A 20,725-nucleotide genomic window follows, 5' to 3' on the forward strand; every position below is an offset into this window, starting at 1 on the left:
CTCCTGGGCCTTGGCGCCCTGCCAGTGGCGCTCCATGTGCTCCAGGGTCGCGCCACCGAAGGGCACGTCCTCTTCGTGCAGCCGGGCCTCGATGTACTGGAACCGGGTGACGAAGCGGCGCGAGGCCATGCGCAGCGCGTCCTCCGCCGGCGTCTTCACGAAGCGGGCGAGGTTCGCGAGCGAGAACAGGACATCCCCCAGCTCGTGTTCGATGGCGTCCCGGCCGCCGGCCGCGATGGCCTCGTCCAGCTCCCGCAGCTCCTCGTCCAGCTTGCCGCGCACCCCGGCGAGGTCCGGCCAGTCGAAGCCCAGCCGGCTGGCCTTCTCGGTGAGGCGCTCGGCGCGCAGCAGGGAGGGGGCCGCGGTGGGCACCCCGTCCAGCACCGAACCCGCGCGCCCCGTCTTCTTCTTGCGCTCGTCCGCCTTCAGCTTCGCCCAGTTGGAGAGCACCTGTTCGGCGCCCTTCACCTGCTCGGTGCCGAACACATGGGGGTGCCGGCTGGTGATCTTGTCGCTGATGGCCGCGCAGACGTCCGCCATCGTGAATTCGCCCAGCTCCGCCGCGAGCTGGGCATGGAAGACGATCTGGAAGAGCAGGTCCCCCAGCTCTTCACACAGGGGGCGCCAGGGGCCGCCGTCGGAGACGCGGTCCATCTCGTCCAGGACCTCGAATGCCTCCTCGGTCAGGTAGGGGCGCAGCGAGCGCAGGTCCTGTTCGCGGTCCCACGGGCAGCCGCCCTCGGCCCGCAGCCGCTGCATGATCCCCACCAGTCGTTCCAGCTCTGATCCAGGCGCCGCCATGCGTTTTGCTCCCGTGCAATCCCCCGCCGGGCGCTCCTGTAGCACGTGGGAGCGCAGGGGGAACGGGGACTCATGATTTCGTGTCGTCCCCGCTGTCGCCTATCATCGCCCGCTCGGATGCTCCGCTCGTTCCTCGGCCTGTGTTGTTGCCTCGTGCTGCTTGTCCCCGCGCGCGCCCCTGCGTTGATGCAGGACGCACCCACGCGCATCCAGGAAACCTATCTGGAAGATCCTCAGGAGACCGACCCCGGGGACGCCACCGTCCACGACGATCCGGAGCCTGAGGAAGAGGTGATGGACGAACCGGATCCGGAGCCCCGGCGTGCCACGGGCAGGGGCCGCGTCGTCACCCCGCCACCCAAGCCCGTGGTGGTGCCCGCCGCGCCGGTGGAGCCCGAGCCCGTCGTCGTCCCGCCGCGCCCCGGCCCCACGCCGGTGATGGCCCCCAGGGTAGTGGACGCGGATCTGCTGGCGGTGTGGGAGCGGTGGAAGCAGGCCCGCGCCCGCAACGACAGGGCCGCCGCGCAGACCGCCCAGCAGGAACTGCTCAAGCTGCGCGAGGAGATCCTCGCCACGGACCTGGAGCCCCTGAGCGTGGGCTTCCTGCGCGAGGCCGAGGTCCGCCGCCGCGCCGGGGACCTCACCGGGACGCTGGCGCTGCTGGACGTGGCGGTGACCCTGTCGCCGGGACTGCCCTCGGCGCGCTTCGCCCGGGCGGAGACGTACGCGGTGGAGGACCCGCTGAACCTGCCGCGCTTCCTGGGCGAATGGAGGACGGCGCTCGTGACGCTGGCGAAGGACGCGCGCTACCGAAGGCCGGCGCTCACGGACCTGGGCGCGGTGGCGCTCGCGGCGTGGGCGGCCACGGCGGTCGCGGTGGTTGCCGTGCTCTTCCTGCGGCGGATCCGCTACGCGCTGCATGACTTCCACCACCTGTTCCCCCGGGCGGTGGCGCGCTGGCAGTCGGCGCTCCTGGGCCTGCTGCTCCTGGCGCTGCCCGCGGTGCTGGGCGTGGGGCTGGTGCCGCAACTGCTGCTGCTCTTCGCCGTGGTCGCGCTGTACCTGGGCCGCGCCGAGCGCTGGGTGGCGGTGGTGCTGCTCATGGGCCTGGGCGTGATGCCGCTCGCGGCCGGGGCGCTGGTGCGCTTCACCGTCTTCGCCGGCACGCCCGCGGAGGACGTCTACCTGCTGGAGCGCGGCGGTCTGTCCGCGGACGGCGCGGCGGCGCGGGTGCGTGCGCGCGCCGAGGCCCGGACGGCCCGCTTCCAGGAACTGGGCGCGCTCGCCTTCTACGAATCCCGTCGCGGCCTGCTGGAGGAGGCGAGGGCGGACTTCAAGGCCGCCTCCGCCCTGCGCGGCGGGGACGCGCGGCTGCTCACGCGCTTTGGCAACGTGCTGGTGGGCCTGGGGGACGCGGAGGGCGCGCTGCCCCTCTACAACCAGGCCGCGCAGGCGGACCCGAGGATGGCGGCGCCGCACTACAACCTCGCGCAGGTGTACCGGCGCCGGGCCCGGCAGGTGCCGGACGAACAGTTGAGCAAGGAGCTGGAGCGCGCCACCACGGCGAGCGCCACCGCGCAGTCGCTGGACGAATCGCTGCTGCGCCGTGAGCCTCCCCCGGAGGACCGCCCCCTGCTCAACCTGCTGCTCCTGGCGCCGTCGATTCCGGAGGGCGACTGGATGGAGCTGGCCGACGGCGCGGCGGAGGGCGCGCGCGTGGAGGCCCAGGTGGGCCGGTGGCTGTCGCACGCCCTTCCCCAGGGCCCGGTGGGCTGGGCGCTGACGGCGGGACTCGCGGCGCTCCTGGCGCTGATGGGTGAAGCGGGCTCGCGGATGAAGGCGTCGCGCGACTGCGACCGGTGCGGCCGGGCGGTGTGCCAGCGCTGCGACAAGGACCTGGGCGTGGGCAGCGCCATGTGCGGCCAGTGCGTCCATGTCTACGCGCGCAAGAGCCAGGTGCCCAAGGAGGTCCGCTCGCGCAAGCAGCAGGAGGTGGACCGCCATCAGGCCTGGACGAAGCGGATGACGTACGGGCTGGGCGGACTGGTGTCCGGCGCGGGCCACGTCATCACGGGCCTGCCGGTTCGGGGCGCCCTCTACGCCTTCGTGTTCAGCTTCTCCCTGGCCGCGCTGGTGCTCCACCGGGGCCTTGTCCGCACCCCGTACGGAGACGCGCCGCTGTACCTCAAGCTCGTGCCTGCGGGCCTCGTGCTCTGCTTCGTCTACCTGCTGACGCTGCGCGGTCTGCGCCGCCTCCAGCGAGGGGAGGCCTGATCCATGTCCCTCAAGGGCACCCTCAAGGATTTCGGCATCGGCGACATCCTTCAGCTCATCGGGCAGCAGCAGAAGACGGGCACGCTCCACTTCCGGAACAAGGACCAGGAGGTGCGCGTCGGCTTCCAGGACGGCCACATCATCAAGGCCGAAGGCATCACCCGGAAGCGCAAGGAGCTCATCGGCGCCATGCTGGTGCGCGCGGAGATCATCACCGAGACCCAGTTGGAGGCCGCGCTGGAGGTGCAGAAGCGCACCCTCAAGCGACTGGGGGACGTGCTGGTGACCAGCCACGCGCTCACCGCCGAGCGCTTCCAGCAGATGGCCCAGCTCCAGGTGACGGAGACGCTCTACCGCCTCTTCACCTGGAAGGCGGGCACCTACGAATTCATCCAGGAACCGGTGGAACCGGGCCCCGAAGGCATCACCCCGCTGCGCGCGGAGACGGTGCTGATGGAGGGCTTCCGGATGGTGGACGAGTGGCCCGTCATCCGGAAGCGCATCCACCGCGACGACATGACCTTCGAGCGCGTCAAGGCGCTGCCCGTACCCCGCCCCAACGCCGACGAGGGCGGGGAGCTGGGCGCCATCGGGCACTCGGAGCGCCACGTCTACGAGGAGATCGCCGTCGGGCGTGACCTGCGCAAGCTCGTGGACCTGTGCTGCCTGGGTGAATTCGAGACCTGCAAGGCGCTCTACAATCTGGTCAAGGGCGACTATGTGCGCGTCATCGACCCGGAAGGGCGCGCCCCCGTCCCCGAGGACACCCGCCTCGTCGCCCGCGTGGCGGGCCCGGTGGGCCGCGTCCTGGTGACCATGGCCGTCCTCGCGGCCCTGGCCTTCATCGCCTCCCGGTGGGTGGGGGGCAGGGGGCCGGAGTCCGGCGCCACCGTCCTGGGCGATCCCGCCGCCCAGCGTCAGATTGCCCAGGCGCAACGCGTCCGCATCGAAGCCGCGCTGGAGGTGTTCCAGTTGGAGAAGGGAACCCTGCCGGAACGGCTGGATGCATTGGTGGATGCCGGATTGTTGTCCCCGGAGGAGCTGCGCTACCCGTGGCGGGAGCAGTACTATTACCGTCGGCTGGCCGCTCGGCAGTTCATCCTCCTACCGCCCGTGCGCTAGCCTGCTTCCAAGAGGTCGTCCTGGAGGTCCACCGGGCACGGGTGGGAGGGCGGCGTTACGTTGTCGGCGAGCGACCACTGAACGAGGAACGACGCGCATTGCGAAACCCCGCCACGCTGGAAGTGCCCGCTGCTCGCGCAGAAACCACTCCCACCTCCGCCAAGGTGGACGTCCGTGACAACGAGACGACCCAGGCCCTGTGCGGAAATCAGAACGAGAACCTCAAGCTGATGGAGCGGCGCCTGGGCGTCCGGGTAGGGCAGCGCGGTACGGAGCTGCTCCTGTCGGGCCCCGCGGACGCCGTCGCCTTCGCGGTGCGCCTCGTGGAGAACCTCGAGGAGATGATCCGCGCCGGCCGCACCGTCTACCGTGAGGACGTGGAGCAGGCCATCAAGGTCCTGGGCCGCGGCACGGAGTCGCTGCAGGAGGTCATGCTCGGAACGGTCCTCAAGAGCACCGGCAACCGGCAGATCGCCCCCAAGAGCATCGCGCAGAAGCGCTACGTGGACGCCATTCGCGCCCACGACATCGTCTTCGGCGTGGGCCCCGCCGGCACCGGCAAGACGTACCTCGCCATGGCCATGGCGGTCGCCTTCCTCCAGGAGCGCAAGGTCAAGCGCATCATCCTGGCGCGCCCCGCCGTGGAGGCCGGTGAGAAGCTCGGCTTCCTGCCCGGCGACATGGCGGAGAAGGTGAATCCCTACCTGCGCCCGCTCTACGACGCACTGCACGACATGATGGCCGTGGAGCGCGCCCAGACGCTGGTGGAGCAGGGGGTGGTGGAGGTGGCGCCGCTCGCGTTCATGCGCGGCCGCACCCTCAACGACGCCTTCGTCATCCTCGACGAGGCGCAGAACACCACCGTGGAGCAGATGAAGATGTTCCTCACCCGCCTGGGCTACAACAGCAAGGCGGTCATCACCGGCGACGTGACGCAGGTGGACCTGCCCACGGGCAAGCTGTCCGGCCTGAACCACGCGCGAACGGTGCTCAAGAACATCGACGGCATCCACTTCTCGGAGTTCTCCGACGTCGACGTCGTGCGCCACCCGCTGGTGCAGGAAGTCATCCGCGCGTACGAGCGCTCGGAGAACGCCCAGAAGCAGGCGCAGTCCCCCCGCGAGGCTCCGTCCGGCGGTTCGCAGGAGTGACGTTTCGCCTCCACCCCCGCTCCCAGGCTTTCGCCGGGGTGGGGGTGGAGTCGCTTGCTGGCCTACATCCTGGCTTGTTCGCCCACCGTCATTTTTTGCAGAGCGAACTGGCGTCCGGGCGGCGGCTGTCCCACCCTCACGAATTTTCCGCGTCGCTGCTGCCTTCTATGGAGCCTTTGACGCCTTTCCCGGGTGAGGAGTCCCCCCATGGCCGAGCCTGAATCACCCGCCCCCGAGCCCAGTCCGTTGGACGCGCTCGCGGTGCGCCTGGGACTCGGACGTGGGGATTGGGGCCGACGCATCGTCCAGGGCCTCTTGCTGCTGGTGGTGTCGGTGGGCGCGGGCTTCGTCATCTCCCCGGGCCTCTACAGCCAGCAGATCCCCGCGCTGACGGAAGACAACGTGGGCAAGCCCTTCCGGGCCAATTCGCCCGCGGGGTTCAAGGCCGCGCGCGACTACGACATCGTGCATCAGGCGATGACGCAGCAGCGCCGCCGCGAGGCCCGCAGCGCGGTGCGCCCGGTGTACGACCTGAATCCCGCCGTGGTGGGCAACCTGCGCGCGTCCGTGCGCGCCGCCTTCGCCACCGCCCGCGAGCGCCTGGAAGAGGAGAAGGAAGCCCGCGCCGAGGAGGCCACGCCGGAGGAGGGCAACGCGAAGCGCCGCCGCCCGGTGCCGCCCACCCCGGAGGCCCTGGAGCGCCAGCGCCGCGACCGCGAGGAGATGCAGGCCCAGTTCCAGGAGCAGCTCTTCGGCCAGCGGGACGCGGGTCTGGAGGGAGAGGACTTCCAGGCGCTCATCACCAACGGCTTCTCCGGGGAGTCGGAGTCCGCCACGCTGGTGCTGCTCGACCGCGCCTACCGCGCCGACCGAGGCCCGGTGTACGTGGCCAGCTCACGCGACGAGCTGGTGCGCGAGGCCCCCCAGGGCCTCACCGTGCGCGACGTGCAGCACAAGAACGAGGAGTCGCTGCCCGCCGCCGCCACGCAGGTGGTGGACATGCGGGAGGCGCACCAGGAGTTGGACCGGTTCGCCTCCGTGCCGGGCAACGTGCTGCCGGAGTCCCCCGCCGTCCAGCGCCGCGCCGTGCTGCGCATCGCCAAGCGGCTGGTGCGCCCCAGCCTGACCATCAACATCGCGGAGACGGACCTGCGCCGCAGGCTCGCGGGCGACGCGGTGAAGGACGCGGTCATCTCCATCAAGAAGGGCCAGCGCGTCATCGGCGACGGGGAGCTCGTCAACGAAACGCACCTGGTGATGCTGCGCGGCATGCGCGCGCAGACGGACCGCCTGGACCTCCTGCAGCTCCAGGTGGGCGGCACGGGCCTGGTGTCGCTGCTGGTGGTGGCCTTCTACGGCTTCTGCCGCGCGGCCTTCCGTCGCTTCCGTCCCACGCGCAAGGACGGCGTGCTCCTGGGCCTGCTGCTGGTGGGCCTGTTGGGCCTGCTCCAAATCTGGGTGTCCATCGCGGACGCGGTGCAGGATCGCTACACGGCGCTGCCCATCGAGGCCTTCTATTACGCCTTCCCGGTGGCGGCGGGCGCGATGCTGGTGCGCTTCATCCTCACGCAGGAGCTGGCGCTGTTCTTCGCCATGGTGTTCGCGTGCCTCGCGGGCGTGATGCTGGGCAACTCGCTGGCGTTCGGCATCTACACGCTGGTGGGCTCGCTGGTGGCGGCGGACCGCATCGTCAAGGCGAAGGACCGCGTGGGCATCTTCCGGGCGGGACTCATCACCGGCATCGCGAACCTCGTGGCCGTCCTGTTCCTGTTCCTCGTGGAGGGCAAGGGGCTGGCGGGCGACACGGTCGTCACGGCGGTGTGCGCGTTCTTCGGCACGGCGCTGGCGGTGCCCGTGATGGTGATGGCGCTGACGCCACTCATCGAGGCCACGTTCGGCTACGCGTCGGACATCAAGCTCTTGGAGCTGGCGAACCTGAACCACCCGGCGCTCAAGGAACTCATCGTCCAGGCGCCCGGCACGTACCACCACTCCATCATCATCGGGACGCTGGTGGAGAACGCGGCGGAGACCATCGGCGCGAACCCGCTGCTGGCGCGCTCGTGCGCGTACTACCACGACATCGGCAAGGGTCGGAATCCGCTCTACTTCGGGGAGAACCAGAAGGGCGAGAACCGGCATGACGGGCTCGCGCCCGCGATGAGCGCGGTCATCATCAAGCGCCACGTGACGGAAGGCCTGGAGATGGCCCGGCAGTACCGCCTGCCCAAGCTGGTGGCGGACGCCATCCCCCAGCACCACGGCACGCGCACGGTGGGCTTCTTCTTCCACAAGGCCCTCAAGGAGCAGGAGGGCAAGGAAGGCGCGCCGCCCATCGATGAGAGCATCTACCGCTATCCGGGCCCGAAGCCCCAGTTCCGCGAGGCGGCGCTGGTGATGATCGCCGACGCGGTGGAGGCCTCCACGCGGTCCATGCCGGACCCCACCAGCGCGAAGCTGCATGCGCAGGTGCAGAAGATCATCAACATCATCTTCTCCGAAGGTCAGCTCGACGAGTGTGACTTGACGCTCAAGGACCTGAACCTCATCTCTCAGTCCTTCCTGCACACGCTGGAAGGCATCTACCACACGCGTCCGGTGTACCCGGCGGGTGCGATGGGTGGGGGCAAGTCGGGCTCGCCGCTGATGATGGCGCCGGCCCCGGTGAAGCCAGAGGCGAAGGACACGAAGGTGAGAACGGCGGGCATGTCATGAGCCGCAAGGTGGAGGGCGTGAAGCTTCGCAAGGGCAAGGTGATTCCCCGGGACGACGGCAAGCGCATCGAGGAGTTCGTCGGCGCGGCCAGCACGGAGACGGAGTCCGCGTCGGTGGCGCGCATGCGGGCGCCCCCGGGATGGAGCGAACCCGCGCAGACGCCGGAGTTCGACGAGGTGGTGCTCGTCCTCACGGGCGAGCTGACCATCCTCGTGGAGGGCAAGCGCGAACGCATCGGCGCGGGCGAAGTGGGCCTGGTGCCGCGCGGCAAGCGCGTCGTGTACCGCAACGATTCGCAGGGCGCGTGCGACTACTGGTCCATCTGCGCACCGGCGTTCCGCGTGGAGTTGGCGCACATCGAGAAGCCGGATCCGAAGCCCAAGGCCCAGGACAACCAGGTGACGGTGCAGGTGGCGCACGGGCAGGGCGAGGACTACGAGCGCCTGCTCACCACCTGGAGCCGCGACTACCTGAAGCAACTGGGGCTCACCAACTGCGAGCTGTCGCTGTCGCTCGTGGGGGACCGGGCCATCCGCCGGCTCAACCGCACCTGGCGCCAGAAGGACAAGGCCACGGACGTGTTGTCCTTCCCCGCGGGGGATCAGCCCAAGGGCACGCCGGGGCCGCGTCCGCTGGGGGACGTGGTCATCTCCATCGACACGGCGAAGCGGCAGGCGAAGGAGTACGGCCGCACGCTGGAGTCGGAGATGGGCCGCTACCTCGCGCACGGCCTGTTGCACCTGTTGGGGCACGACCACGAGAAGCCGCGCGACGCCAAGCGCATGGCGGCCCTGGAGGAGCAGCTCCTGGGCGAGCGGGGGATGGTGGCGGACTCGCTGACCATCGACTCGCGGGCTCGTCGGGCCAAGCTCATCTGAAGCCCGCTCCGGGGCCTTCCGGGGCCCCGGGGCTTCCCTCGGGCGGCCGACACCCCTGCGTCCCCGCCGTTGAGTCGGGGGCGCTGCGTGATAGGTAGGTGGGGCCCGCCCTTCCGTGTGTTGGATGGAACGATGCCCCGCCTGTCGTCTCTCGCACTCTCAAGCCTGCTTGGCCTCCTCCTGCTGACGTCCCCCGCGCGCGCCGCCTCGGTGCCGCCGTGGGGCACGGGCGACAGCCGGGGCGAGGACCTGTCCATCTGGCTGGTGACGTTCAGCCCCGGTGACGACGTCTTCGCGTGGTGGGGCCACGGCTCGCTGGTGGTGGAGGATCGCGCCCGGCAGATGCAGCGCCTCTACAACTACGGGATGTATTCGTTCGACGACGAGACCGTGGTGCGCTTCGCCAAGGGCCGCCTGGAGTTCTGGGTGGGCGAGTCGAGCGTCAACGGCACCTTCCGCCTCTACAAGTCGCTGGGCCGCGACGTGCGCGTGCAGGAGTTGAACCTCACGCCGGAGCAGCGCGTGAAGGTGGCGAAGCGGCTGGCGGACAATGTGCTGCCGGAGAACCGCGAGTACCTGTACGAGCACTACAGCGACAACTGCGTGACGCGGCTGCGCGACATGATCGACTCGGCCGTGGGCGGCCGCCTGAGCGAGGCGGAGCGGGCCCCGGCGCGCATGAACCTGCGCGAGCACACGCGGCGCTACACGGCGGTGAATCCGCCCATGAGCCTGCTGCTCGACTTCATGATGAACGACTCCATCGACAAGCCCATCACCCGTCGCGAGGAGGCCTTCCTCCCGGACGAGCTGGAGCAGCAGGTGGCGGAGCTGAAGGTGCCCGGCGCGGACGGTCAGCCGGTGTCGCTGGTGGAGAAGCAGTGGAACTACTTCGCCTCGTCGCGTCCCCGCCCGCCGGCCACGCCGCCGAACTTCGGCCCGTGGATCTTCGCCCTGGGCGTGCTGCTGGGCGCCAGCGCGCTGGGGCTCGCCGCGTGGGAGCGCCGGGGCAGCCGCGCGGCGCGCATCCTCCTGGGCGTGGAGAACATGCTGGTGGGGCTGGTGCTGGGCATCCCGGGGCTCGCGCTCGTGGTGATGTGGATCGGCACGGACCACGTGGTGACGCACCACAACGAGAACCTCTTCCTCGCCAACCCGGTGACGCTGCTGGCGGTGCCGTACGGCCTGCGCCTGACGTGGAACAGCGTGAGGGCCAGAGCGCGGCTCAAGTGGGTGTGGGGCTTCCTCGCGGCCACGGGCGCGCTGGGCGTGGTGCTCAAGGTGCTGCCCTGGTTCGACCAGGACAACTGGCGGCTCGTCGCGCTCATCCTGCCCATCTCGCTGGGCATGGCAGGGGCCTTCTGGCTGGACCGGCTGCGCGCTCGCGCTGCGGTCAGGGAGCCCGCGTCCCGCCGTGAGGACGCGCAGGTGCCCTCGCTCAAGGCTTCCTGAAGCAGAACGACTTTTCAAAACCTCCCAACACGAAGGACGACGAACACCATGGCCAACAACTCGATGGAGACGATCCACGCCCTGAAGGAGCGCCTCAACGCGCTCCGGGGGCATCTTTGACCTGGACCGCAAGCGGTCCCGCATCGCGCTGATTGAACGTGACTCCACGCAGCCCGGCTTCTGGGACGACAACACCAAGGCCCAGGGGCTGTTGAAGGAGAAGTCCACGCTGGAGGCCAGCGTGGGCGCCTTCGACAAGACGATGCGCGGGCTGGACGACGCGCAGACGCTGCTGGAGCTGGCGGCGGAGATGAACGACGAGGCCAGTGCCCAGGAAGCCGAAGGCACTCTCGCGGGGCTGGAGGGCGAGGTCGCGAAGCTGGAGCTCGCGCGGATGCTTTCCGGACCGCAGGACCACAGCAACTGCTTCATGGACATCAACCCGGGCGCGGGCGGCACGGACTCCATGGACTGGGCCGCCATGCTCATGCGCATGTACACGCGCTACGGCGAGACGAAGGGCTGGAAGGTCGAGATCAGCGACGCGTTGCCGGGCGAAGAGGCGGGCTTCAAGAACGTCTCGCTGCGCATCGAGGGCGAGAACGCCTACGGCTACCTCAAGGCGGAGGTGGGCGTGCACCGGCTCGTGCGCATCAGCCCCTTCGACGCCAACGCGCGCCGACAGACGGCCTTCGCGTCCGTGGACGTGTACCCGGAGGTCGACGACAGCATCCAAATCGACCTGCCGGAGAAGGACTACGAGTTGAAGTTCATCCGCGGCAGCGGCGCGGGTGGCCAGAAGGTCAACAAGACTTCGTCCACGGCGCAGCTACGGCACCTGCCCACGGGCATCATGATCACCTGCCAGACGGAGCGCTCGCAGTCGGCCAACAAGGACATGGCGTTCCAGATCCTGCGCGGCCGCCTGTACGAGCTGGAGATGAAGAAGCGCGATGCCGAACGCGACGCGGCGGAGGCGGCCAAGAAGGACATCACCTTCGGCTCGCAGATCCGCAGCTACGTGCTGGCGCCGTACCGCATGGTCAAGGACCTGCGCACCGGCATCGAGACGGGCAACGTGGACAAGGTGCTGGACGGCGACCTGGACGAGTTCGTCACTGCGCAGCTCCTGGGCGTGAAGAACCCGAACCGCAACGCCGCCGCGGACTAACCCCCGTCCTCCCAGGCTGGAAACCTTCCACCCCTCCACCGGCAAGCATTCGCCGGGGGAGGGGTTTTTCGTGTCCGGGAACCTTTTCCACGGGCCGGTGTCAGGGGGCAGGGCAGGGTGGTGCGGTAGGATGCGGAGCGGGCCTTTCCAGGAACAGCGGAAGGTCCATGGCCGGGAGGCACGGGTGGCATCGGGCGGAATGCTCGAAGTCGGACAGGAGGCCCTGGCCAGCGCGGCCGTCCCGGACGTGCGCCGTGAGGAGCAGGCGCTGCTCGTCCGGCTGCGTCGGGGCGACCCGGGCGCCTTCGAGGAGCTGGTGCGCGAGCACCAGGACCGGCTCTACGACTTCTGCTTCCGCATGGTGGGCGACCGTGAGGAGGCCCACGACCTGGTGCAGGAGATCTTCGTCAGCGTGCACCAGAACGTGCGCCGCTTCCGCGAGGACGCGCGGCTGTCCACGTGGCTGTTCCGCATCACCAAGAACCACTGCCTCAACCGGCTGAAGTACCTGCAACGCCGGGGGCGGGGCCGCTCGGACGAATACGACGAGACGAGCGCCGCGGCCATCGCGGAAGGCGGGGGTGCGCCTCCGCAGCCGGACGCCGCCCTGGACGCGGCGCGCGAGCGGGCCCGGGTGCAGCGGGCGATTTCCCAGTTGGAGCCGGATGCGCGCATGCTGGTGGCGCTGCGCGACATCGAAGGCCTGAGCTACGACGAGATTGTGGACATCACCGAGCTGCCCGAGGGGACCGTGAAGAGCCGGCTCCACCGGGCACGCGAGAAGCTGGCGGACCTGCTGGGGCGGTTCGAACCATGAGCGGCCTGCAGCGGAGAGGAACGGACTTGGAACCGCGATTGGATCACCGCGAGGCGAGGGCCCTGTTCCTGGCGCTCGCCGACGAAGAGCTGCCCGCCCCCCAGGCCCAGGCCGTGCAGAGTCACCTGGACGACTGCGCGGAGTGCCGCCAGGGGTGGGACCGCTACGCACGCACGGTGCAGCGGGTGCGCACCGTGGAGCGGGAGAAGGCCCCGCCCGCGCTCGCGTCGCTGGTCGCCGGCCGCATCCGCCGGCAGCGCCGGTTCGGCCTGCGCGGGCTGTACCTGGCCCATGCGAATCACCGCTTTCCCGTGGAAGTGCTCATCCCGCTGCTCCTGGCCGCGGCGGTGGGCGCATTTCTTTTGATGTCCTCCTGAGGCCCGCCACCCTCTGGGGAGGCAACCTCCGTCGTGCGCCATCCGCCGTGATGCGTTGCGTCCCGGGGGCCGCTTGGCTAGCGTGCCGCGCCTTTCTGGAAAGCGCGTCATGGCCGAGACCGATAACAAGACCCCCCCTGGTGTGAAGAGCGGCGAAACGGCGGATCTCGGCTCCAACGTGGAGCAGGAGATCTACCAGCAGCGGTTGGACAAGGCCGACAAGTGGCGCGCCGCGGGCTTCAACCCGTACGGCAACGGCTACCGCCCCCAGCACCACGCGGCGGAGATCCTCGCGAAGCACGACACGCACTCCACCGAGGACCTGGAGAAGGACGCGCCCGTCTACGACGTCGCCGGCCGCATCGTGGCCATGCGCTCGTTCGGCAAGGCCGCGTTCATCAAGCTGCGCGACCGCTCCGGCGAAATCCAGGTGCACGTGAAGAAGGACGCGCTCGGGGACCTCTACGAGGTCTTCAAGCTGTGCGACCTGGGTGACTTCGTCGCCGCTCAGGGGCCGCTGTTCCGCAGCAAGACGGGCGAACTGACGCTGTCCGCCGCGAAGTTCGTCCCGCTCACCAAGACGCTGCGCCCCATGCCGGAGAAGTGGCACGGCCTGACGGACGTGGAGATCCGCTACCGCCAGCGCTACCTGGACCTCATCTCCAACCCGGACGTGAAGCAGGTCTTTCTGAAGCGCAGCAAGCTGGTGAAGTTCATCCGCAACTTCCTCGACGGGCGTGACTTCGTCGAAGTGGAGACGCCGATGATGCACCCGCTGGTGACGGGCGCGGCCGCGCGGCCCTTCATCACGCACCACAACACCTTCGACATCGACCTCTACATGCGCATCGCGCCCGAGCTCTATTTGAAGAGGCTCGTGGTGGGCGGCATGGACCGGGTCTACGAGATCAACCGCAATTTCCGCAACGAAGGCATCAGCACCCGGCACAACCCCGAGTTCACGATGCTGGAGTTCTATCAGGCGTACGCCACGTACGTGGACCTGATGGACCTCACCGAGGAGATGCTCACCGAGGCCTCCCGTCACCTCACCGGCGACGCCAAGGTGAAGTACGGCGAGCACACGGTGGACTTCGGCCAGGGCTGGAAGCGCATCCCCATGACGGAGGCCATCCGCGAAGTCGTCCCCAGCCTGTCCGACAAGGACCTGGTGGACGCGGACCGGCTGCGTCACGAACTGCTCAAGACGTCCCACGCGGAGTCGGAGCGCCGCGCCGTGGAGAACATGAACCACGGCGAGCTCGTGGGCGCCCTGTTCGAGCACCACGTCGAGCACACGCTGATTCATCCCACCTTCATCACCCAGTATCCCACCGCCGTCTCGCCGCTGGCCCGCCGCAACGACCAGAACCCGGAAATCACGGACAGGTTCGAGCTCTTCATCGCCGGCCGGGAAATCGCCAACGCCTTCTCCGAACTGAACGACCCCCTGGACCAGAAGGGCCGCTTCCAGGCCCAACTGGACGCGAAGCAGCGGGGCCAGCAGGAGACGATGGATTACGACGAGGACTACATCCGCGCCCTGGAACACGGTATGCCCCCTACGGCGGGCGAAGGCATCGGGATTGATCGCCTCGCCATGTTGTTCACGGACGCCGCCAGCATCCGCGACGTGATTCTTTTCCCCCTCCTCAAGCCGCTGGCGAAGTAGCCACGAGGCCTCGTGCACCCCGCCGAACGGCAAACCGACTATCGCTGGCCCCTCCTCTGGGCCGGTGCCCTCGTGGCCCTCGTGGGGGCCGCGCTCCTGGGCGTGGCCATCTCCGAATCCGAGGCGTGGGCCGAGGTGGCCGGTGCGCTGGGCCTCTCCCTCGTCGGGTGGGGCGGCCTCGTGCAGTCCTTCGACGCCGGGGCGCTCGCCCTGGGCCCCAACCCCGTGGGGGCCATCGCCGGCCCCAAGATGCTGGTGGCCGGGACGCTCGTCTGGCTGGCCGGCTGGGGACTGGTGGCCGCGGGCATCCGCCGCGCCCCCGCCTCCACCGAAGGCCCCAGTCCTGCGGCCGGGTCGACCCTGTACCCGCGCCTGGCGCGCTACCGGGATTTCTACTGGAGCACGCTCGGCGCCTACGGCGGCGGCATCCTGCTGGCCGAACTGGTGATGCTGCTGCTCCAGACGTTGCTCTCCAGCGGCGGACCCTCGGAGCTGGGGGGCGTGACGCCGCGTGAGGCCGGCGGGGGCGCGAGCCTTGCGCCCACCCTCGCGTTCGCCATCGCGCTCATCGTGGGCTCGGGCGTGGCCTTCGCGTCCGGCTTCGTGGGCGCGTCCCGGGCACAGCGGCTGTCGCTACCCGAGGCCACCATCGGCGTCTTCTACCTGGGCCTGCCCATCCCGCTGCTCCTGTCGCTGATGGAGCGCGTTCCGTCGTTGCAGCTCGCGCTGGGCTACCGGCTGCGGGAGGTGACGTACGTCGCGGGTCTCCTGGGCCGGCCGGAGCTGGGGTACTGGCTCGTCTTCGCCGCGCTGGTGCTGGCCCTGGTGCTGGGCATCAACACGGGCTTCATCGCCGCGGGCAGCGGCCGGGTGGACCTGCGGCTGGGCTTCGAACTCTTCGTCGCCCGGCGCCACGTGGCCGTGTTCCGCCCGTCGCTGCTGTTGGGCGCGCTGGCGGTGCTGATGTTCGGCATCATCCCGCCGCTCATCATCTACTTCATCATCCGCGGGGCGGAAGCCGCCGTGGAGCGCACGCGCGTGAAGTCCCTGGGCCTGGCGGATCCGCTGGCCGCCGCGTCCGCGCAGCACCGGATGAAGCTGCACGAACAGTCCCCCACCATGATGATGACCGCGCTGTCGGTGGGCGGCGTGGGCGTGGGCGTGATGGCGCTCATCATCGTCCTCAGCGTGATGAGCGGCTTCGAAGCGGACCTCCAGCAGAAGATCCTGGGCACCAACGCGCACGCGGTGGTGTCCAAGTACGCGGGGGAGCTGCCCGAGTACGCCAAGGTGATGGAGCAGGTGAAGCGCGTGCCCGGTGTCGTGGGCCAGACGCCCTTCATCATCAACCAGGTGATGATCGCGTCGGAGGGCAACGTCGACGGCGTCATCATCAAGGGCATCGACCCGGACTCGGTGGGCACGGTGACGGACCTGCCCCAGAACATCCTGCCCGGCGGCGACCTGGGCCACCTGGAGCAGCCGGGGAAGATCCTCCCCAGCCGTGCGGTGGACGACGACGACGACGCGAAGCCGAAGGACGAGGAGGACCCCATCATCGGCAAGTCCTCCGCGCCCGCGAAGCCCACGGTGCTGCCGGGCATCATCGTCGGCCGCGAGCTGGCCGCGTCGCTGCGCGTGGTGGTGGGCGACCGGGTGAACGTCGTGTCACCGCTCGGCACGGAGCTGAGCCCCTCGGGTCCCATCCCCAAGAGCCGCGCGTTCCGGGTGGCGGGCGTCTTCTACTCGGGCATGTACGAGTACGACTCCAAGTTCGTCTACATCCTGCTCAGGGAAGCGCAGGACTTCTTCAACGTGAAGGGCGCCACCGGCATCGAACTGAAGGTGGCGGACATCGACGACGCCCGGCGCATCTCCAACCAGGTGGTGCGCGTGCTGGGCGGCTATCCCTACCGTGCGCGCGACTGGGGGGAGATGAACAAGAACCTCTTCTCCGCGCTGCGCCTGGAGAAGCTGGTGATGGGCATCATCCTGTCCATCATCATCATCGTCGCCGCGGGCCTCATCGTCGCCACGGTCATCATGCTGGTGCTGGAGAAGCGGAAGGAAATCTCCGTCCTCAAGGCCCTGGGTGTCCCGGACGGCGGCATCGTGAAGATCTTCCTCGCCGAAGGCCTCCAGATTGGCGTGGCCGGGGGCCTGTTGGGCCTGTTCTCCGGGCTCGCGTGGTGCCTCTTCATCGAGAAGGTCGGCATCAAGTTGGATCCGGAGGTGTATTACATCCCCGCGCTGCCGGTGCGCATCGAACCGGTGCAGACGGCACTGGCGGTGGTCATCGCGGTGCTCGTCACCTATCTGGCGTCCATCTACCCGGCCCTCAAGGCGAGCAGCGTGGAACCGGTCGAAGGTCTGAAGGCGGAGTAGCCATGGCGCTGTTGTCCATCCGCAACGTCTTCAAGAGCTACTTCCTGCACGGCAAGCGCATTGACATCCTGCGCGCCGTGTCGTTGGACATCCACGCCGGGGAGCTGATCTCCATGGTGGGGGCGTCCGGCGCGGGCAAGAGCACCTTCCTGCACGTCCTGGGCACGCTGGACGCCCCGGCCGCCGGTGAGGTGCTCTTCGAGGGGCGCTCCGTCTTCTCCATGAACGACGCGGAGATCGCCGAGTTCCGCAACCGCACCATCGGCTTCGTCTTCCAGAGCCACTACCTGCTGCCGGAGTTCACCGCGCTGGAGAACGTGGCCATGCCGGCCCTCATCCAGCGCCGGGAGCGTTCGGGGGCCTACACCTACGCGCGGGAGCTTCTGGAGCGCGTGGGCCTGGGCAGCCGCGTGGATCACCGCCCCGGGGAGCTGTCCGGCGGCGAGGCCCAGCGCGTGGCGCTCGCGCGGGCCCTGGTGCTCAAGCCCGCGGTGCTCCTCGCGGACGAGCCCACCGGCAACCTGGACCCCACCACGGGCGAGGGCATCCACCAGCTCCTCCGGGACGTCAACCGGGACCTGGGGATTACCGCCGTCATCGTGACGCACAACGAGACGCTCGCCCGCTCCATGCCCCGCCGTCTGCGGCTGGCCGGCGGGCAGGTGTCGGAGGCCTGATGGCCGCTCGCTTTTGGATTGAGGGGCCCTTGGCCCATCCCGTAGATTGCCCCGCCTTTTCCTGGCCGGACTGCACTTGAGGCTCACCGTTCTGCGCAAGTCATTGCCCCCGCTGCTGGCGGTCGCCCTGTGGGCGCTCTGGTCCGGTCCTGCCCACGCCCAACTGGACGTGGACGCGGGCTCGCCGGCCATCGTCCCGCCGTCCACCTCCGCCGCCACCCCCGTCGCCGCTCCGGACGCGGGCACCGAACCCGGTCTCGACGCCCCCCTCGCGGAGTCTCCCGACGAGGACGCGAACGTCTCCGCCGCGGACCGCGTGGTGGAGGTCCGCATCGAGGGCAACCGCCGCGTGGAGGCCGAGGCCGTCCGCCGCGCCCTTCGCACCAAGGTCGGTGACGCGCTCGTCGGCCCCCGCACCTCGGAGGACCTGCGCGCCGTCTGGGCCCTGGGCTACTTCTCGGATGTGCAGTTGCTCGTCCAGCGCCTGCCTGCCGGCATCGCCTACGTGGTGCGCGTCGTGGAGCGCCCCACCATCCGCGCCGTGAAGCTCCAGGGCAACGAGGAGCTCAGCGCGGAGGACCTGAAGGAACAACTGGAGCTCAAGCCCGGCACCATCCTCGACATCGAGGCGGTGCGCGCGACGCAGAAGAAGATCCAGGAGAAGTACGTCGAAAAGGGCTACTTCCTCGCGGAGGTGACGTACCGCCTGGACCCGGTGGAGCAGGGCGCCGCGGTCAACGTCGTCTACGTCATCAACGAGCACTCGAAGGTGATGGTGAAGCAGATCAACCTCCTGGGCGCCCAGAAGGTCTCTGCCGAAGAGCTCAAGGCGGTGATGATCACCCGCGAGGGCGGCTTCCTGTCCTTCTTCACCGGCGAGGGCACGTACCGCGAAGAGGCCTTCCAGCGCGACCTCGCGGTCATCCAGATCGCCTACTACGACCGCGGCTTCATCAACGTGCGCGTGGACAAGCCCACCGTGCAGTTGTCCGCGGACAAGCGCGACATCTACATCACCCTGCACATCGTCGAAGGCGACCCGTACGACATCGGGAAGATCGACTTCGCGGGCGACCTGGAGCGTCCGCCGGAAGAGCTGGCGAAGCTGATGAAGTCGCGTCCCAAGGAGCGCTTCAACCGCGGCCAGCTCTCCACGGACATCTCCTCCGTCTCCGACGTGTACTTCGACAAGGGGTACGCCTACGCCAACATCAACCCCGTCACGTCCGTCAACGCCGAGGACAAGACGGTGGACCTCACCTTCGACATCCAGAAGGGGCCGCTCGTCAACATCGAGCGCATCGACGTCGTCGGCAACAACAAGACCCGCGACAAGGTCATCCGCCGCGAGCTGCGCGTCTACGAAGGCGAGCTCTACAACGGCACCCAGGTGCGCCGCAGCCGCGAGCGCGTCACCGCGCTGGGCTTCTTCGAGACGGTGGAGATCACCCAGCACCCGGGCAGCTCCGACAACGCCATCGTGTTGCAGGTGGAGGTGAAGGAGAAGGCCACCGGCACCTTCCAGGTGGGCCTGGGCTTCTCCAACGTGGAGAACTTCATCTTCACGGCCCAGGTGTCGCAGAACAACTTCCTCGGCTGGGGCCAGAGCGTCTCCGCGTCCGCCCAGATTTCCGGCCTGCGCTCGCTCGTGCAGTTGTCGTTCTACGACCCGTACTTCCTCGACACGAACTACCTGCTGTCCGCGGAGTTCTTCCGCGTGCAGGCGGACTACGAGGGCTTCATCCGCAACTCCACGGGCGGCACCGTGTCCCTGGGCCGTCAGCTCGTGGACGACGTGCTGGCCACCGTCGGCTACACGCGGGAGTACGTGGACGTACAGGCGGGGCAGGGCATTGGCGCGGTGTTGCTCGCCAACCAGTTCCAGTCCGGCACCACCAGCGCGCTGCGCCTGTCCGTGCAGTTCGACCGCCGCGACAACCGCCTCTTCCCGTCGCGCGGCTTCATCCACTACGGCTCGGTGGAAACGGCCCCGTCCTTCCTGGGCGGCACGTTCCTCTTCAACCGCTACACCGCCTACTCGCGCCTGTACTTCCCGCTGCCCCTGGGCTTCGTCTTCAAGACCAACGCCACCATGGGCTACGTGCAGCAGCTCGACTCCAGCAAGCCGCTGCCCATCAGCGAGCTGTACTACGTGGGCGGCATCAACACGATCCGCGGCTACTACCTGCGCAGCATCAGCCCCACGCTCCTGGTGCCCCGCGCGGACAACCCGGACGCCAACGTCACCGAGTTCCGGGTGGGCGGCAACAAGCAGCTCATCTTCAACTTCGAGCTGGAGTTCCCCATCTTCGAGAAGGCCGGCCTGCGCGGCGTGCTCTTCTACGACGCGGGCAATGCCTTTGGCTCAAACGAGAAGTTCTTCGAGGACCGGCAGGACAAGCTGCCCCTCGGGCTCTTCCACTCGGCGGGCTTCGGCTTCCGCTGGTTCTCGCCCATCGGGCCCCTGCGGTTCGAATGGGGCATCCCGCTGACCAAGCGGCCGTCGGACGACCCCATCCTGTTCGAGTTCACGATCGGTAACTTCTTCTGATAGGCATCGACCCCGGCTTCCCCGGCCATCCCACCTCCTCAAGAAGTGGGAGTGAACAGGCCGGGGGGGTGGACGTCGGAGTCTGCAGCACCCTTTTCGAGGAGCCGTAACCCATGTCGCTTCGAAGCACCCTGGCGGCCGCCGCCACTGTCCTGTCGCTTGCCCTTCCGGTTGCCGCTTCGGCCGCCGACCTCAAGGTGGCCTACGTCGACCTGCAGCGCGTGCTGCTGGAGGTGGATGACGGAAAGGCCGCCAAGCAGCGTCTGCAGAAGTGGCTGGAGGCCCGCCAGAAGGAGATCGACGGCGAGCAGGAGACGCTCCGCAAGGAGAAGGACCTCCTCGACAAGCAGGCTTCCGCGATGAGCGAGGCCACGCGCACCCAGAAGGCCACGGAGCTCCAGAAGAAGGTCATGGAGCTGGCGCAGAAGTACGAGCGCAGCCGCGCTGAAGCCGCCAACAAGGAGCGCCAGGAGATGGAGCCCATCATCTCCCGCATCGACCAGGTCATCGCGACCATCGCGGAGCGGGACGGCCTGGGCTTCGTGCTGGACAAGCGCGACTCCGGCATCGTCTTCGCGCTGGGCCAGTACGACATCTCCAACGAGGTCGTGCGCAGCTACAACAACACCAAGAAGCCCGCGCCGGTGGCCAAGGACGCCCCGGTCAAGAAGTAGGCGACAAG

15 protein-coding genes are annotated in these 20,725 nt (G+C 68.9%); 14 read left to right on the forward strand and 1 reads right to left on the reverse strand.

Annotation, left to right across the window (positions count from 1 at the left end):
* Positions 1-801 (reverse strand): nucleoside triphosphate pyrophosphohydrolase (gene mazG, locus D7V88_RS16820; RefSeq protein WP_120541660.1); only part of this gene is annotated, 801 nt, incomplete at its 3' end.
* Between the two features lie 153 nt (positions 802-954).
* Between mazG and D7V88_RS16825 the strand changes: the two genes are divergently transcribed.
* The 14 genes from D7V88_RS16825 (at position 955) to D7V88_RS16890 (ending at position 20,717) form a co-directional block, all read left to right on the forward strand.
* Positions 955-3,075, forward strand: coding sequence for a tetratricopeptide repeat protein (locus D7V88_RS16825; RefSeq protein WP_341870684.1), 2,121 nt, complete (start codon positions 955-957; stop codon positions 3,073-3,075).
* 3 nt (positions 3,076-3,078) lie between these two features.
* Complete coding sequence (locus D7V88_RS16830) at positions 3,079-4,197, forward strand: DUF4388 domain-containing protein (protein WP_120541662.1); 1,119 nt, start codon at positions 3,079-3,081, stop codon at positions 4,195-4,197.
* 98 nt (positions 4,198-4,295) lie between these two features.
* Positions 4,296-5,348, forward strand: coding sequence for a PhoH family protein (locus tag D7V88_RS16835; protein WP_120541663.1), 1,053 nt, complete (start codon positions 4,296-4,298; stop codon positions 5,346-5,348).
* Positions 5,349-5,555: 207 nt separating this feature from the next.
* A complete protein-coding gene (locus tag D7V88_RS16840; protein ID WP_120541664.1) occupies positions 5,556-8,063 on the forward strand; it encodes an HD family phosphohydrolase in 2,508 nt (835 codons plus the stop codon).
* Positions 8,060-8,941, forward strand: coding sequence for an rRNA maturation RNase YbeY (gene ybeY / locus D7V88_RS16845; protein WP_208726325.1), 882 nt, complete (start codon positions 8,060-8,062; stop codon positions 8,939-8,941). The genes D7V88_RS16840 and ybeY overlap by 4 nt, the downstream gene beginning before the upstream one ends.
* Positions 8,942-9,073: 132 nt before the next feature.
* Positions 9,074-10,393: a lipoprotein N-acyltransferase Lnb domain-containing protein gene (locus tag D7V88_RS16850; protein ID WP_120541665.1), complete on the forward strand. Its 1,320-nt coding sequence runs from the start codon at positions 9,074-9,076 to the stop codon at positions 10,391-10,393.
* 48 nt (positions 10,394-10,441) lie between these two features.
* Positions 10,442-11,564, forward strand: a protein-coding gene (gene prfB / locus D7V88_RS16855) for a peptide chain release factor 2 (RefSeq protein WP_244238191.1) whose coding sequence is annotated in 2 segments (ribosomal slippage) — positions 10,442-10,510 and positions 10,512-11,564 — 1,122 coding nt in all. Because the reading frame shifts where the segments join, the coding sequence is not laid out codon by codon here.
* 184 nt (positions 11,565-11,748) lie between these two features.
* Positions 11,749-12,381 carry an RNA polymerase sigma factor gene (locus D7V88_RS16860; RefSeq protein WP_120541666.1) on the forward strand — a complete coding sequence of 211 codons (633 nt, stop codon included), beginning with the start codon at positions 11,749-11,751 and terminating at the stop codon, positions 12,379-12,381.
* Positions 12,378-12,758 carry an anti-sigma factor family protein gene (locus tag D7V88_RS16865; protein WP_120541667.1) on the forward strand — a complete coding sequence of 127 codons (381 nt, stop codon included), beginning with the start codon at positions 12,378-12,380 and terminating at the stop codon, positions 12,756-12,758. The genes D7V88_RS16860 and D7V88_RS16865 overlap by 4 nt, the downstream gene beginning before the upstream one ends.
* A gap of 109 nt (positions 12,759-12,867) precedes the next feature.
* The gene (gene lysS / locus D7V88_RS16870; protein WP_120541668.1) at positions 12,868-14,430 is read left to right on the forward strand and encodes a lysine--tRNA ligase; all 1,563 of its coding nucleotides are present in this window, start codon (positions 12,868-12,870) and stop codon (positions 14,428-14,430) included.
* Between the two features lie 12 nt (positions 14,431-14,442).
* Positions 14,443-16,815 carry an FtsX-like permease family protein gene (locus tag D7V88_RS16875; RefSeq protein WP_120541669.1) on the forward strand — a complete coding sequence of 791 codons (2,373 nt, stop codon included), beginning with the start codon at positions 14,443-14,445 and terminating at the stop codon, positions 16,813-16,815.
* Between the two features lie 2 nt (positions 16,816-16,817).
* Positions 16,818-17,492: an ABC transporter ATP-binding protein gene (locus D7V88_RS16880; RefSeq protein WP_120541670.1), complete on the forward strand. Its 675-nt coding sequence runs from the start codon at positions 16,818-16,820 to the stop codon at positions 17,490-17,492.
* A 76-nt stretch (positions 17,493-17,568) separates the two neighbouring features.
* Complete coding sequence (gene bamA / locus D7V88_RS16885) at positions 17,569-20,043, forward strand: outer membrane protein assembly factor BamA (RefSeq protein WP_208726327.1); 2,475 nt, start codon at positions 17,569-17,571, stop codon at positions 20,041-20,043.
* 113 nt (positions 20,044-20,156) lie between these two features.
* The gene (locus D7V88_RS16890; RefSeq protein ID WP_120541672.1) at positions 20,157-20,717 is read left to right on the forward strand and encodes an OmpH/Skp family outer membrane protein; all 561 of its coding nucleotides are present in this window, start codon (positions 20,157-20,159) and stop codon (positions 20,715-20,717) included.
* The last annotated feature ends 8 nt before the right edge of the window (positions 20,718-20,725 follow it).

Source organism: Corallococcus terminator, assembly GCF_003611635.1.
Lineage (GTDB): Bacteria > Myxococcota > Myxococcia > Myxococcales > Myxococcaceae > Corallococcus > Corallococcus terminator.

Bases quoted from the DNA above. Each gene is read 5' to 3' on its own strand.
- D7V88_RS16830 (WP_120541662.1), top strand. From the start codon at position 3,079: ATGTCCCTCAAGGGCACCCTCAAGGATTTCGGCATCGGCGACATCCTT.
- D7V88_RS16840 (WP_120541664.1), top strand. From the start codon at position 5,556: ATGGCCGAGCCTGAATCACCCGCCCCCGAGCCCAGTCCGTTGGACGCG.
- ybeY (WP_208726325.1), top strand. From the start codon at position 8,060: ATGAGCCGCAAGGTGGAGGGCGTGAAGCTTCGCAAGGGCAAGGTGATT.
- D7V88_RS16850 (WP_120541665.1), top strand. From the start codon at position 9,074: ATGCCCCGCCTGTCGTCTCTCGCACTCTCAAGCCTGCTTGGCCTCCTC.
- D7V88_RS16890 (WP_120541672.1), top strand. From the start codon at position 20,157: ATGTCGCTTCGAAGCACCCTGGCGGCCGCCGCCACTGTCCTGTCGCTT.
- D7V88_RS16865 (WP_120541667.1), top strand. From the start codon at position 12,378: ATGAGCGGCCTGCAGCGGAGAGGAACGGACTTGGAACCGCGATTGGAT.
- lysS (WP_120541668.1), top strand. From the start codon at position 12,868: ATGGCCGAGACCGATAACAAGACCCCCCCTGGTGTGAAGAGCGGCGAA.
- D7V88_RS16880 (WP_120541670.1), top strand. From the start codon at position 16,818: ATGGCGCTGTTGTCCATCCGCAACGTCTTCAAGAGCTACTTCCTGCAC.